The organism is Acinetobacter sp. Li1LvA2, from assembly GCF_056156705.1.
Genome location: NZ_JBSICF010000002.1, coordinates 71235 through 86569, shown reverse-complemented (window position 1 = coordinate 86569; position 15335 = coordinate 71235). Strand labels below are relative to the sequence as shown.

The following is a 15335-nucleotide window of genomic DNA, read 5'->3' as shown; positions in this document are numbered from 1 at the left end:
ACATCAATTGTTATAAAAATACGAATAGTGTTATCAAATTTAATATATTTATTCGTGATTGACAAACTTTTATGCTCCGTCCATCCCATAAACCCTGTTTCTCCCATACGGACCATAATTAAAAGTCTGAAAACAGGTATCCAGATGATTAGGAGCACCTCATGTCATTTTCACGCAAACAGTTCGCACTGTCTGCCATCTTTGTTGCCATTTTAGCAACAGGAGGCAGTTTTATATTTTTACATGAAAATGCCGATGCAAAAGCTGCACCGACAACAGCCCAACAAGCTGCTACTGTTGATATTTCTAATGTCATTAGCAAAACCATTACCGATTGGCAAGAATATTCCGGTCGCTTAGAAGCCATTGATCAAGTCGATATTCGGCCTCAGGTTTCAGGTAAACTCATTGCTGTACATTTCAAAGATGGCAGTCTGGTTAGAAAAGGCGAGTTACTTTTTACCATTGACCCACGTCCTTTCGAAGCAGAACTCAATCGTGCCCAAGCTCAACTTGCTTCAGCTGAAGCACAAGTGACTTATACAGGTTCTAATCTTTCTCGTATTCAACGTTTAATTCAAAGTAATGCTGTATCTCGTCAAGAGTTAGATCTAGCTGAAAATGATGCACGCTCAGCCAGTGCCAACCTGCAAGCCGCGAGAGCAGCCGTTCAATCTGCACGTTTAAATCTTGAGTACACGCGTATTACTGCACCAGTCAGCGGTCGAATTTCTCGTGCCGAAGTGACTGTGGGCAACGTGGTCTCTGCGGGTAATGGAGCACAGGTTTTAACAAGTTTAGTCTCTGTATCTCGCCTTTATGCATCTTTCGATGTTGATGAACAAACTTACCTCAAATACATCAGTAATCAGCGTAATTCTGCACAAGTTCCTGTCTATATGGGGCTTGCCAATGAAACTGGGTTTTCTCGTGAAGGAGTCATCAACTCAATCGACAATAATCTAGATACAACCTCAGGTACGATTCGTGTCCGCGCGACTTTCGACAATCCAAACGGAGTTTTATTACCGGGTTTATATGCCCGAATCCGTCTGGGTGGTGGTCAACCTCGTTCAGCAATTTTGATTAGTCCAACCGCGGTTGGCGTCGATCAAGATAAACGTTTTGTTGTGGTAGTCGACGCTAAAAATCAGACCGCTTACCGTGAAGTAAAACTTGGCACACAACAAGATGGCTTGCAAATCGTAAATAGCGGATTACAAGCGGGTGACCGTATTGTGGTAAATGGTTTACAGCGGATTCGTCCGGGTGACCCTGTTACCCCGCATCTTGTTCCAATGCCAAATGCACAAATCACTGCGAGCAGCACCACTCCTCAACCTCAGCCAAAAGAAAAAACATCAACTCCGGCAAAAGGTTAATCACATATGAATATTTCTAAATTCTTTATTGATCGGCCGATCTTTGCTGGTGTGTTATCAGTATTGATTTTACTCGCTGGTCTGCTTTCGGTATTTAAATTACCGATTTCAGAATATCCGGAAGTTGTTCCCCCATCTGTAGTCGTACGTGCTCAATATCCGGGGGCAAATCCAAAAGTGATTGCTGAAACTGTTGCTTCTCCGCTTGAAGAATCCATCAATGGCGTTGAAGACATGCTGTATATGCAATCTCAGGCAAACAGTGACGGTAACTTAACCATTACAGTGAACTTTAAGCTCGGTATCGACCCTGACAAAGCTCAGCAATTGGTTCAAAACCGTGTATCTCAGGCCATGCCTCGCTTACCTGAAGACGTACAGCGTTTAGGTGTCACTACGTTAAAAAGCTCACCGACTTTAACCATGGTTGTGCATCTGACTTCGCCAGATAATCGCTATGATATGACCTACTTACGTAACTACGCGGTGCTTAACGTAAAAGACCGTTTGGCGCGCTTACAAGGTGTAGGTGAAGTCGGTTTATTTGGTTCGGGTGACTATGCGATGCGTGTGTGGCTCGACCCACAAAAAGTTGCGCAACGTAATCTCACCGCAACTGAAATTGTGAGTGCAATCCGCGAACAAAACATTCAAGTTGCAGCAGGTACCATTGGTGCATCGCCAACTAATTCTCCTGTACAACTTTCAGTGAACGCTCAAGGTCGTTTAACGACTGAGCAAGAATTTGCAGATATCATTTTAAAAACTGCACCAGATGGTGCTGTCACTCGCTTAGGTGATGTTGCTCGTGTTGAACTTGCAGCTTCACAATATGGCTTACGTTCATTACTCGATAATAAACAAGCGGTCGCGATTCCAATTTTCCAAGCACCGGGTGCGAATGCTTTACAAGTTTCTGATCAAGTGCGCAGCACGATGAAAGAACTTTCAAAAGATTTTCCATCTTCAATTAAATACGACATTGTTTACGACCCAACTCAGTTCGTACGTGCAAGTATTAAAGCGGTTGTTCATACCTTACTTGAAGCGATTGCACTGGTTGTTGTGGTTGTTATTTTATTCTTACAAACATGGCGTGCTTCAATCATTCCATTGCTTGCTGTACCAGTTTCAATTATTGGTACATTCGCGCTCATGCTCGCTTTTGGTTACTCAATCAATGCGCTATCACTATTCGGGATGGTACTTGCCATCGGGATTGTGGTCGATGACGCGATTGTCGTCGTCGAAAATGTCGAGAGGAATATTGAAGCAGGCTTAAGCCCAAGAGATGCAACTTATCGCGCAATGAGAGAAGTGAGTGGGCCGATTATTGCCATTGCTTTAACACTGGTTGCCGTGTTCGTTCCACTTGCCTTTATGACAGGCTTAACAGGGCAATTTTATAAACAATTTGCCATGACCATTGCCATTTCAACTGTTATTTCGGCATTTAACTCACTGACGCTCTCGCCTGCTTTAGCAGCTATGTTACTGAAAGGACATGATGCTAAACCTGATGCATTAACACGTCTTATGAACTGTGTATTCGGACGTTTCTTTGCGCTGTTTAACCGTGTGTTTACCCGTGCATCAGATAACTATGGTAAAGGCGTAAGTCGTGTTATCTCCCATAAAGCATCGGCAATGGGTGTATATGCTGCACTTTTAGGTCTAACCATTGGTATTTCTTATATTGTTCCAGGTGGCTTTGTTCCAGCTCAAGACAAACAATATTTAATTAGCTTTGCTCAATTACCAAACGGCGCTTCATTAGATCGTACCGAAGCAGTCATTCGTAAAATGAGTGACACTGCACTTAAACAGCCGGGTGTAGAAAGTGCTGTTGCCTTCCCTGGCCTATCAATTAATGGTTTCACCAACAGCTCAAGCGCTGGTATTGTCTTTGTAACCTTAAAGCCATTCGATGAACGTAAGGCGAAAGACTTATCTGCCAATGCAATTGCTGGTGCTCTCAACCAGAAATATTCAGCTATTCAAGATGCCTATATTGCGGTTTTCCCACCGCCACCAGTGATGGGTTTAGGTACTATGGGCGGCTTTAAACTCCAACTCGAAGACCGAGGTGCCTTAGGTTATTCAGCGCTGAATGATGCTGCACAGAACTTTATGAAAGCAGCACAATCAGCTCCTGAACTTGGTCCAATGTTCTCAAGTTATCAAATTAACGTACCTCAACTAAACGTAGATCTGGACCGTGTAAAAGCTAAACAGCAAGGTGTTGCAGTAACAGATGTTTTCAACACCATGCAGATTTATTTAGGTTCTCAGTACGTTAACGACTTTAACCGCTTTGGACGTGTTTATCAGGTTCGAGCACAAGCCGATGCACCTTTCCGTGCTAACCCTGAAGATATTTTGCAGCTAAAAACCCGTAACAGTGCCGGACAAATGGTGCCGTTATCTTCGTTGGTGAATGTAACTCAAACTTATGGTCCTGAAATGGTAGTGCGTTACAACGGCTACACATCAGCCGATATTAACGGTGGGCCTGCACCGGGTTATTCATCTAGCCAAGCAGAAGCTGCGGTTGAACGTATTGCTGCTCAAACGCTACCACGTGGTATCAAGTTTGAATGGACAGATTTAACTTACCAAAAAATCTTGGCTGGTAATGCAGGACTCTGGGTATTCCCAATTAGTGTATTACTCGTTTTCTTAGTCTTAGCAGCACAATACGAAAGCCTCACCTTACCATTAGCCGTGATTCTGATTGTGCCAATGGGTATCTTGGCGGCTCTGACAGGAGTCTGGCTAACAGGTGGAGATAACAACATCTTTACTCAAATTGGTCTGATGGTACTGGTCGGGCTGGCCTGTAAAAATGCCATCTTAATTGTCGAATTTGCGCGGGAACTTGAAATGCAAGGTGCGACTGCATTCAAAGCTGCTGTTGAAGCAAGTCGTCTACGTTTACGTCCAATTTTAATGACTTCTATTGCATTCATTATGGGTGTCGTACCACTGGTTACTTCAACTGGTGCAGGTTCTGAAATGCGCCATGCCATGGGTATTGCCGTGTTCTTCGGCATGATCGGTGTAACGCTGTTTGGTTTGTTTCTGACCCCTGCCTTTTATGTCCTGATTCGCACATTGAACAGCAAACATAAATTGCATTCGGCAGCAGTTCATGAAGCACCTTTATCTACCCCACATGATCATTAAGGAGGACATTTGATGGCTACAGCAAAACAAAGCTTATTATTGTCCTCACTCATGGGAAGCCTGCTGCTTGCAGGCTGCTCTTTGGCACCGGAATATCAACCTGCAAAGGTCATAGTTCCCGTCAAATTTAAAGAGTCTGACCCTAAACTTGAAAACAATAACTGGAAAATTGCTCAACCTGCCGATCAGCAGGTTCGAGGTGAATGGTGGCGTGTTTTTAATGATGCTCAATTAAATGAGCTCGAACAACAAGCCATTTCTGGAAACCAGAGCCTTAAAGCGGCAGCGGCTAATATTCAGGCTTCACGTGCGTTACGTTCCGCAGCACAAGCTGAACGTTTGCCAAATATTGGTGCTGGCTTTGGCCCAACTCGTCAAAAACCCTCTCCTGCTTCATTAGGTTTAGATGATAACGCTCATACATCTGCACAAACCTTATGGCGTGCTCAAGCAAATGTTTCATATGAGCTCGATTTATTTGGTCGAATCGCCAGTAGTGTCAATGCAGCAACATCTGATGTACAGCAACAAGAAGCTTTATATCAGTCGGCACTTTTAGCCTTACAAGCAGATGTTGCCCAAGGTTACTTTCTCATTCGTCAGCTTGATGCTGAACAAGCAATTTATAATCGCACTATTAAACTGCTTGGCGAGACAAGAGACTTAGTTCAAACACGTTTTAGAAATGGTTTAGTCAGTGAATTAGATGTTTCTCGCGCACAGACCGAGCTTGCTACAGCACAAACCAATGCACTGAACATTGCTCGTAACCGAGCCAATGCAGAGCATGCACTTGCAGTATTGTTAGGTAAAACACCTGCTGAGTTTAGCTTGGCAATTGAACCTTTAACTGCAAACAGCCTCCGTCTGCCAGCAGGCTTACCTTCTGCTTTACTTGAAAGACGACCTGACATTGCTGCTGCCGAGCGTGCTATGGCAGCAGATAATGCGCGTATTGGAATTGCACGCGCTGCCTTCTTCCCAAAACTGGATCTAACAGGTGCACTCGGTTATGAATCATCAACTTTAGGTGATTTAGGTAAATGGTCGAGCCGTACATTCTTACTTGGTCCAGTCGCAGGCACTATTTTATCTTTGCCATTATTTGACGGCGGGCAACGTAAAGCTGGAGTCGCTCAAGCGCGAGCTGCCTATGAGGAAAGCGTTGCGAATTATCGCCAAACTGTATTGAATGCATTTCGCGAGGTTGAAAATGGTTTATCTGATCAAAGAATTCTCGATCAGCAAATTCAGGCTCAAAACCAAGCACTTTCTTCTTCTCGTCATGCAAATCAGCTGTCTCATTTACGTTATCGAGAAGGTGCTATTAGCTATCTTGATGTGATTGACTCTGACCGGACTATTTTGCAACAAGAGCAACTTTCTGCACAGCTTAACGGCACTAGAATGATGGCTAGTGTAAATTTAATCCGCTCATTAGGTGGTGGCTGGCATAATGCCGAGTCATCGGTAAAATCTGAAAGTTAATTCTTATCTAATTAACTTGATATAAAAAAAGCGCCATACGGCGCTTTTTTTATATTTACAACTTATTGTGCATATACAGGGAATTTTGCACAAACAGTTTCAACTTTCGCTTTTACGTCAGCAATAACTTTTTCGTCACCTTTGCTGTCAATCACGTCAGCGATCCAACCAGCAAGTTCACGAACTTCAGCTTCACCGAAACCACGAGTTGTTACCGCTGGAGTACCGATACGGATACCAGAAGTCACAAATGGAGAACGTGGGTCATTTGGAACTGAGTTTTTGTTCACAGTAATGTGAGCAGCACCTAACCAAGCATCTGCATCTTTACCAGTTACATCTTGCTTGATTAAAGATAACAAGAATAAGTGGTTTTCTGTACCACCCGAAACAACGTCATAACCACGAGCGATTAACACTTCAGCCATAGCTTGAGCATTTTTTACAACTTGTTGTTGGTAAGCTTTAAACTCATCAGACATTGCTTCTTTGAAGCAGATTGCTTTAGCAGCAATCGCATGCATCAATGGACCACCTTGGTTACCAGGGAATACGGCTGATTGAAGTTTTTTCTCGATTTCTTCATTCGCTTTCGCAAGGATTAAACCAGAACGTGGACCACGAAGTGTTTTGTGAGTCGTAGTTGTAGTTACGTCAGCAATTTGAACTGGGTTTGGATATACGCCAGCAGCTACAAGACCTGCAACGTGAGCCATATCAACAAAAAGGTAAGCGCCAACTTTGTCCGCGATATCACGGAAACGTTGCCAATCTACAACACGGCTGTAAGCAGAGAAACCAGCAACGATCATACGTGGCTTGTGCTCTAATGCTAAACGTTCAACTTCTTCATAATCGATCTCGCCAGTTTCAGCGTTTAGACCGTATTGAACAGCATTATAAGTTTTACCAGAGAAGCTTACTTTAGCACCGTGAGTCAAGTGACCACCGTGAGCCAAGCTCATACCTAAAACAGTATCGCCTGGGTTAAGAAGCGCTAGATAAACAGCAGAGTTAGCTTGTGAGCCAGCGTGTGGTTGAACGTTTGCGTAATCTGCACCAAAAAGTTCTTTAGCACGATCAATCGCCATTTGCTCAATGATATCCACATATTCGCAACCGCCATAATAGCGTTTACCTGGATAACCTTCTGCATATTTATTCGTAAGTTTTGATCCTTGCGCTTCCATCACAGCAGGAGAGCAATAGTTTTCAGAAGCAATTAACTCGATATGTGCTTCTTGACGCTCACCTTCAGAAGCAATTGCTTGAGCTAATTCTGGATCAAATTCAGAAATGGAAATATTGGCAAACATTAGCGGGGGTCCTATAAAATTAGGGCTTTTAAGCCGTGCTAAGATTGCGACATATTGTAGCATGAACTTTATAATTAAACAGAATGAAGTTAGCTCAGTTTTAAATAAAAATGGCTCAAGTTTTATAAAAAATGAGCCATTGTTTATAAATCAATAAAAAAGCTGCTTTAAAGCTTATATTTTAAATTTTCTCTTCATTCACTTTAGCTTACAATAATGTTAAAAATACTTTAAATATCAATAACTCTATTGCGCTGTTAGCAAGGTCTGAACATTTCCAACAATGTTGTCTACATTACTACTCATCGCCGTATTATGGTCCCAGTTACCAGTCACATAACTATTAATTTTAGTACCTAATGTAGTGGCATTAAATATCAATAGATCAGTTGCTAATTTAGGCACTGTAGGATCAGCTATCCCTTGATAAATGATGATTGGTGTAGTGACTTTTACTTGTAAAGGCTGTGAATCTTTTTCCAAAAACGTCTTAACTAGCGGCACTGCCATAAAATTAGGTTGTGTACGTGTAAAGCCATCTAGTGTGCCATTATGGTCTTTAGCATAATTACTCATACCTTCATAAAAGGCTTCATACAATGGTCCAGAACAAAGGTTTTCTGCTTGTGCGGCAATACTTGAAATTTGTGAGGTAAATACTTGTCCATAATCAAAGCTCGGCTGTGTGTTGCGAATACCAGCTGTAACCAAAGCTGTATATGTATCAAGCTGTGCATAGGTTGCAATTTTAATGTCTATCGGTGCATTCGCAACTTGTGCCTCTCCAGCCACTAAAATATTCCCTAAATTAGAAGCAGGTGCTACCGCTACAGTACCTTTATAATCTAGTTGTGCACGGCTAGCATATTGTGCAGCACCTAACGCAGCATTCCCACCCTGAGAATGTCCTACTGTTAACCATTTTTTTGAAGTTAATAAATTACGTTGTAATAAATAGTTACGTGTTGCAACCACTGCATCTGTAATTGAGAAAGCCTCACTTTTAACATTTAAAAATGGATGTATGCCTGGAGTACCTAAACCCTCATAGTCAGGTGCGACCACAACATAACCTGCGGCTAGTAATTTACTAATTAAATCTTTTGTACTGTCTGTTAAAGCTGCCTTACTTGGTGCACAGGCATCTGCAACACCCGTAGTGCCATGTGCCCAAACGACAATTGGCCAACCGCCTGTTGGTGGAGGAGTATTTGGTGTGAATACTAAACTGGTTGCCTGCACTTCTTGGCCACTTTGGCCTAACATTTTATAGGTCAGAATACTACTTTCTGCGGCAACTGATCCTAAGTTCGTGCTCGTGTAAGCATCTACTTTAACAACTGGATTTTTAATATTATTGGTTGGAGTACCTGATGGGTCAACAATGGCTGAGTTATCATCATTACTCCCTCCTCCACAAGCGACTAAAAATAAACTCGTGCTAAGAACGCTCGTCATTAATAGTTTCATTTTCATTGGTATATCTTCCCTTAAATTCCATTTTTGTTGTGCTTTAGTTTTTTAATCAACATTTTCTAATGCCTTAAAAACAATTACGCCTAAACTTAATTTTTGGCAAGTCATATTTGAGCAAAATTAATCCATGAGAGACTCTATTTTTGAGCATGAATTGTCATTCTCGCTAATTTCTGGCTCTACTCCATGTTTTAAAGTGAATAGCCAACTGTTACCATTCATAGCTACTCGTAATTATTTGAAAGGCCAAATATGCAAGCCATTATTTTAGATACAGAAACACATACACTAAATGGTTTGCCTATTGAAATTGCGTATGCCCCGATTGAACTTAATGAAGGCAAACTCACCTTAGATAAAAGCAAATTGTTTGATCAGCTCTATCAAGTGGGTACTCCTATTTCTTACGCGGCTATGGCAGTTCACCATATATTAGAGTCAGATTTAGAAAACCAGCCTCACTATAAAACGTTTAAATTACCAGAGACCACAACTTATATTATTGGTCACAATATTGATTACGATATTGCCGCGATTGCTCGTTGTGGTGTTGATGTATCGAATATTAAACCGATTTGCACTTTAGCTTTAGCACGTAAAGTTTGGCCTGAAGCAGAAGCACATAATATCTCCGCCCTCATCTATATGATTTCGCAAGGCAGCAGTAAAGCTCGTGAATTACTCAAAGGTGCACACCGTGCCGATGCAGATATTATTTTGACTGCTAATATTTTGATGCATATTGTCTATCATTTAAATATTCAAGATATTGAAGAGCTATACCGAGTTTCTGAAGAAGCACGTATCCCCACAACGGTTAACTTTGGTAAGCATAAAGGCACAGCAATTGCTGAACTTCCTAAAGACTATATTCAATGGTTATTACGCCAAGATGAGCTTGATATTTACCTTCGCAAAGCATTAGAAAGTGTACTTTAATGACTTAAATAGATGATATTCATCAATTCTTCATCATATTGTCATTTTTGAGTTTTATGGTTAACCCCATTTATATTTTATTAAAAACAGCACTGTTCAACTCAGAAAATTGAACAGTCTGATTTATTTTTATATTGGGGAAACATCATGGCTGGTTTTTATAGAACCAATTTAGGAAGAGTTGCGCTTCAACAACGCAATATTGTTTTAAATGCAAAACAAAGACGTTTATTACTCTTGATAGACCATGAAGATTTTCAAAACTTAAATGGTGAATTTAAAAAGCGCATTGCTTCTCCAGAATTGATTCAACAGCTTGTCGACTTAGAACTTATTGCCCCAACTGTCTCTACCGAAACATTAACTGATGAAGAAATTATTTTAAAAACATCACCAATAAATAAAGTAGAAGAAAATCAAAAAGAATCTGTTGGTAGCTCCATAGCACATTCGCCGAATCTTGTTGGCGAAATCCAGCTTTCCGAGCAAAAAACTTTAGATCAGTCCAGTACTACATATTTTCAACCAGTAATATCTTCTAAGGCTCTTTCTTTCGAAGAAATACAACTATTAATGATGAAAATGCTTAGCAGTTATTGCGGACTAATGACGAAACCACTTGTTCAAAAAATAGAGAAAGCCACAACAATACAAGAGCTTAAATCATGTCAAATGCAATGGATTACCAGTTTACAAGAATCACGAATTCCTCCTCAGGAACTTGCAAGTGCTTTACATACAATTAACTATTCAATTCAGCTTCTTCAAGAAAGTATATAAAATATTAAACAACTTGCTGTTTAATTAAGCATTAAATTCACTTGGCACGTATTTCGTGCTTTACCTGCCAGTGTTTTTTTCCTATGATGTGCCCCACGCATGCGCTCGTAGCTCAGTTGGATAGAGTACAGGTTTCCGAAACCTGGGGTCGTGGGTTCGATCCCCGCCGGGCGCACCAGCTTTTATATAATAATTTCATAAATTTATCTCAATTTTATAAAATTCCGACTATTTTACTTGGTTTATTAATCATTATCGCTCAAAATATACCCCTCTTTCATAATGTGAGAATTTCATGACTGATGCTTTGGTTTTAAGAGATTTGTCCAAAACATATCGTAATGGTTTTCAGGCGTTAAAAAGTATTAACCTCACTGTGCCTGAAGGTGAATTTTATGCGTTGTTAGGCCCAAATGGTGCCGGCAAATCAACAACCATTGGTATTATCAGCTCCCTCACGAAAAAAACCTCAGGAACAGTTGAGATTTTTGGGCACAATCTCGATACTCATCCATCTCTGGCAAAACAGCAGCTTGGTGTCGTTCCTCAAGAATTTAACTTTGGACAGTTTGAAAAAACATTCGATATTTTAGTCACTCAAGCTGGCTATTATGGTATCCACAAAAAGATTGCAGAAAAACGTGCCGAACATTATTTAGAAAAGCTCGGCCTATGGGAAAAACGTAATATACAAGCACGCATGCTGTCTGGTGGTATGAAGCGTCGTCTGATGATTGCCCGTGCCATGATGCATGAGCCTAAGCTTCTTATTCTAGATGAACCTACTGCCGGTGTAGATATTGAATTACGCCGCTCTATGTGGGACTTTTTGACTGAAATGAACGAAAGCGGTACTTCTATTATTTTAACGACCCACTATTTAGAAGAAGCAGAAATGTTGTGTCGTCAAATTGCGATTATTGACCGCGGTGTAATTAAAGAAGATACCAGCATGAAGAGCTTCCTTAATCAGCTCAATGAAGAATCATTTATCTTCGATTTAGCCGAACCGATTGGGCCGCTTCAGTTAAATATTATTGGTGTAAAGTTTAACTTAATTGATAGCAATACATTAGAAGTAACGATGGATAGAGCGCATACATTAAATGACCTATTCCAGCTATTAGAATCTCAAGGTATTCGTGTTCGTAGTATGCGCAATAAATCGAACCGTTTAGAAGAGTTATTTGTCAAAATGGTCGAGAAAAATCTTGAAGGAGAGGCAAAATGAATTTTAGCCAACTGCAAATTGCTCTCTGGACCATCGTTCGTAAAGAAGTACGCCGTTTTCTACGCATTTGGCCACAAACCTTATTACCACCGGCAATTACAATGAGTTTGTACTTTGTCATTTTCGGTAATTTGGTGGGTTCACGCATTGGACAAATGGGTGGTGTGAGCTACATGCAATTTATTGTGCCCGGCTTAATTATGATGGCGGTCATTACCAATAGTTATGCCAACGTTTCTTCAAGTTTCTTTAGTGTAAAATTCCAAAAAAGTATTGAAGAACTCATCATGAGCCCCGTGCCACTCCATATCATTTTATGGGGCTATGTCATTGGTGGTATTTGCCGCGGTGTATTAGTGGGCGCTATTGTGACTGCAATGAGCATGTTCTTTACTGACCTTTTCATACACAACTGGTTCGTAACTATATATACAGTCTTAATTACGTCGGTTCTTTTCTCATTAGGTGGTTTTATTAATGCAGTCTATGCAAAATCATTTGATGATATTTCTATTATTCCCACCTTTGTTCTTACACCCTTAACTTATTTAGGTGGCGTGTTTTATGCCATTAGTGCACTTGGTCCTTTTTGGCAAAAACTTTCTTTAATTAACCCTATTGTTTATATGGTTAATGCTTTCCGTTTCGGCATTTTAGGTCATAGTGATGTGAATGTTTCATTCTCTTTAATCATTGTGACATCATGCTGTGTTGTACTTTACGGAATTGCTTACTATTTACTTGCTCGTGGTTCAGGAATGCGTGAATGAGTGTCGAACAGTCTTTATTGGGTAAAGAAACCCAATATCCAACTAATTATCAACCTGATGTTTTATTTCCAATTGCCCGTGCTCAGTCTCGTGAAAGCTATTCACATATTGAAGGCATTACTCAAGGTAAAGATTGGTGGCATGTTTTTGAAATCTCATGGTTAAACGCTCATGGTATTCCACAAGTTGCGATTGGCAGAATTACACTGCCCGCTTCTTCACCGAATTTAATTGAGTCAAAGTCATTAAAACTTTACTTCAATAGTCTTAATTTCACTCAATTTGATTCGAAAGAGTCATTCATTGAAACGGTTGAAAAAGATCTCTCAGCTGCTGCGGGTGCAAAAGTTGAATTAACCTTATTTCAGGTTGATGATTTAGATATTTCTAAACCTCAAGGCATTTGTATTGATGACCTTACTCCAGAACGTTTAGAGCAACATCCGGATGCGACTCTTTTAAAACGAGATGAGTCTGGTGAAGAAGTTGAAATTGAGCTGTATTCTCATCTTTTGAGAAGTAACTGCCCAGTCACGGGACAGCCGGATTGGGGTACAGTTTTTATTCGTTTTAAAGGCAAAAAACCTTGTTATCGTAGTGTTTTAGCTTATATTATCTCGTACCGTCAGCATAACGGCTTTCACGAACAGTGTGTCGAACAGATCTTTGCCGATATTTGGCAAAATCTAGAGCCTGAGAAGCTGATGGTTTATGCAACTTATACTCGTCGCGGCGGACTTGATATTAACCCTTGCCGAGTATCGGATCTATCATGGATGCCAAAACCGATTCGATTGGCACGACAATAAAACGAATAATTTGAGGATACACCATGCCGTTTTTTGGTTTTACCCCTTCTGAAGGCTTATTGAACGATATACAAACTGGAATTGCGAATAAAAATTCTAGCGAACCTTTATATCCACTTCGCGATAAGATTGCTTTACAACTTAATGAAGAGATTATTGATAATGTCTTAATTCAGTTAGTTCAGCATTTTCCTGCAAGTGAAAAGCGCGATACTGCCGAAAAACTAGCAGGCTATGTCAAATCAACTGTTGCTGTTCTTTTAAAGCAATTGTTAAGCAAAGCACCAAATGATGTGGTTAAACAATCAGTAGAGTTTTCTGAAAAAAGCTTATTTAAAGACCCACAAGGCCAATATAAAGTAGGCGTAAATTTAGATGCAGGTTTAGTGACTAACCTTAAGCATAACTTTACTGAACTTGAAGCAGGCAATGACATTAATAAAGCTGCTTTAGCTGAGTTATATAAACAATTTGGCGATGCCATGATTAAACACTTCATGTCTGATTTTAATAAAACATTAGACTTGGGCATGATTAAGCGTAAAGCAGCCGATATTGGTGCAGCAGCTGTAACAAAAGCTGTTCACATCGCAATCGACAAACTGATTCCAAGCTTAAATCGCACTGAACTGAAAGCGATGGCTGAATATCATGATGGTTTATTCTTTAACTAATAAAAAATAGACTATCGGAAACCTAGCGAAAGCTAGGTTTTTTTATTGCAAAATATTGATATACATTGCCATTAACCAAGTTTATGTTAGCATGCGCCAAGCACTGATTGACCTTAGTTAACGCCGCATGTCTCCTAGTCCGCAATATAAATTTTTACGCCAAGCTCCTCGAGATGGTCTTAGCACTGCTATGCAACCTTCAAAGTGGCAACAACTCCATGTTGACCCTTGGCTATGCCTATTTCTGCTCTTAAATGCGCTATTAGGTTTAACCGTACTATATAGTGCTTCTGCACAAGATGTGGGGTTAGTAAGTAAACAAGCCATGAGTTTTGGTATTGGTTTTCTAGTGATGATTGGCCTAGCCCAAATTCCACCTAAGGTCTATCAAGCTTTTTCACCCTATTTTTATTTATTTGGCTTATTTTCACTTTTGGCAGTCATGATATTTGGTGAAGTCCGAATGGGTGCTCAGCGTTGGATTGATATTCCTGGTTTCGGAAGTGTGCAACCCAGTGAATTCATGAAAATCGGCATGCCCATGATGATTGCCTGGTTTTTAGCACGTAAACCCCTTCCCCCTAGTTTTTCACAAGTTGTTTTATCATTAATGTTAATTGGTATTCCTTTTTTACTGATTGCAGAACAACCTGACTTGGGAACATCACTTTTAGTATTAGCAAGCGGTATATTTGTTTTATTTTTAAGTGGACTATCGTGGCGTATGATCGGTGCTGCGGGAGCTTGTGCCGCGGTGGTCATTCCTATTGCTTGGGAATTTCTTTTACACGACTATCAACGTCAAAGGGTTTTAACTTTACTTGATCCAGAGGCAGATGCGCTCGGTACAGGTTGGAATATTATTCAATCTAAAACTGCAATTGGCTCTGGTGGTTTTTCAGGTAAAGGGTTTCTTGAAGGCACCCAATCACATTTGCACTTTTTACCTGAAGGTCATACCGACTTTATTATTGCTGCGTATTCCGAAGAGTTTGGACTCATCGGCGTACTTATTTTAGTTATTCTTTATTTTGCTATTATTTTTAGAACATTCCAAATCGGTTTACAAAGCTTCCATAATTATGGACGTTTAGTTGCTGGCGCCTTTGGTTTGTCTTTTTTTGTGTATGTATTTGTAAATGCGGGAATGGTCAGTGGTATTTTACCTGTAGTAGGTGTTCCTTTACCTTTTATGAGTTATGGCGGAACAGCTATTATTACTTTAATGGCCACCTTTGGTTTAGTCATGTCCATTCATACACATCGATAATCTGGAATTTTAAA

Annotated in this window: 12 protein-coding genes, 1 tRNA gene and 1 pseudogene; 12 read left to right on the top strand and 2 right to left on the bottom strand. The window is 40.4% G+C overall.

From position 1 onward, the window contains the following. Positions 1–161 precede the first annotated feature (161 nt). From adeF to ACS604_RS04945, 3 genes are read left to right on the top strand one after another with little or no spacing between them, the layout of a single operon-like run. Positions 162–1382, top strand: a complete 1221-nt coding sequence (gene adeF, locus ACS604_RS04955) for a multidrug efflux RND transporter periplasmic adaptor subunit AdeF (protein ID WP_474770465.1) — start codon at positions 162–164, stop codon at positions 1380–1382. Between the two features lie 6 nt (positions 1383–1388). Next, complete coding sequence (gene adeG / locus ACS604_RS04950) at positions 1389–4568, top strand: multidrug efflux RND transporter permease subunit AdeG (RefSeq protein WP_474770463.1); 3180 nt, start codon at positions 1389–1391, stop codon at positions 4566–4568. A 12-nt stretch (positions 4569–4580) separates the two neighbouring features. Further along, complete coding sequence (locus tag ACS604_RS04945) at positions 4581–6056, top strand: efflux transporter outer membrane subunit (protein ID WP_474770462.1); 1476 nt, start codon at positions 4581–4583, stop codon at positions 6054–6056. A gap of 62 nt (positions 6057–6118) precedes the next feature. Here the strand turns inward: ACS604_RS04945 and glyA are convergent, their stop codons facing one another. Then, entirely contained in the window at positions 6119–7372 is a 1254-nt protein-coding gene (gene glyA / locus ACS604_RS04940) for a serine hydroxymethyltransferase (RefSeq protein WP_032052288.1), read from the bottom strand. 61 nt (positions 7373–7433) lie between these two features. Here glyA and ACS604_RS04935 point away from each other — a divergent pair. Continuing rightward, a pseudogene (locus tag ACS604_RS04935) lies at positions 7434–7526 on the top strand (hypothetical protein); the annotation flags it as partial. Between the two features lie 92 nt (positions 7527–7618). Here the strand turns inward: ACS604_RS04935 and ACS604_RS04930 are convergent. After that, the gene (locus ACS604_RS04930; RefSeq protein WP_238611716.1) at positions 7619–8848 is read right to left on the bottom strand and encodes an alpha/beta hydrolase; all 1230 of its coding nucleotides are present in this window, start codon (positions 8846–8848) and stop codon (positions 7619–7621) included. Between the two features lie 252 nt (positions 8849–9100). Here ACS604_RS04930 and ACS604_RS04925 point away from each other — a divergent pair, with 252 nt between their 5' ends. The 8 genes from ACS604_RS04925 (at position 9101) to rodA (ending at position 15321) form a co-directional block, all read left to right on the top strand. Beyond that, the gene (locus ACS604_RS04925; protein WP_474770459.1) at positions 9101–9787 is read left to right on the top strand and encodes a 3'-5' exonuclease; all 687 of its coding nucleotides are present in this window, start codon (positions 9101–9103) and stop codon (positions 9785–9787) included. Between the two features lie 147 nt (positions 9788–9934). After that, positions 9935–10567: a hypothetical protein gene (locus ACS604_RS04920; protein WP_474770456.1), complete on the top strand. Its 633-nt coding sequence runs from the start codon at positions 9935–9937 to the stop codon at positions 10565–10567. A 101-nt stretch (positions 10568–10668) separates the two neighbouring features. Further along, a tRNA-Arg gene (locus ACS604_RS04915) sits at positions 10669–10745 on the top strand. Between the two features lie 117 nt (positions 10746–10862). After that, positions 10863–11798 (top strand): ATP-binding cassette domain-containing protein, encoded by a 936-nt coding sequence (locus ACS604_RS04910; protein ID WP_312822632.1) that lies wholly within the window; start codon positions 10863–10865, stop codon positions 11796–11798. Continuing rightward, positions 11795–12568: an ABC transporter permease gene (locus ACS604_RS04905; protein WP_004791025.1), complete on the top strand. Its 774-nt coding sequence runs from the start codon at positions 11795–11797 to the stop codon at positions 12566–12568. The genes ACS604_RS04910 and ACS604_RS04905 overlap by 4 nt, the downstream gene beginning before the upstream one ends. Continuing rightward, positions 12565–13377, top strand: coding sequence for an NADPH-dependent 7-cyano-7-deazaguanine reductase QueF (gene queF, locus ACS604_RS04900; protein ID WP_312822636.1), 813 nt, complete (start codon positions 12565–12567; stop codon positions 13375–13377). Before ACS604_RS04905 ends, queF begins: the two co-directional genes overlap by 4 nt. A 23-nt stretch (positions 13378–13400) precedes the next feature. Beyond that, complete coding sequence (locus tag ACS604_RS04895; protein ID WP_005307108.1) at positions 13401–14051, top strand: hypothetical protein; 651 nt, start codon at positions 13401–13403, stop codon at positions 14049–14051. A 127-nt stretch (positions 14052–14178) separates the two neighbouring features. Beyond that, positions 14179–15321, top strand: a complete 1143-nt coding sequence (rodA, locus tag ACS604_RS04890) for a rod shape-determining protein RodA (RefSeq protein WP_004791019.1) — start codon at positions 14179–14181, stop codon at positions 15319–15321. The last annotated feature ends 14 nt before the right edge of the window (positions 15322–15335 follow it).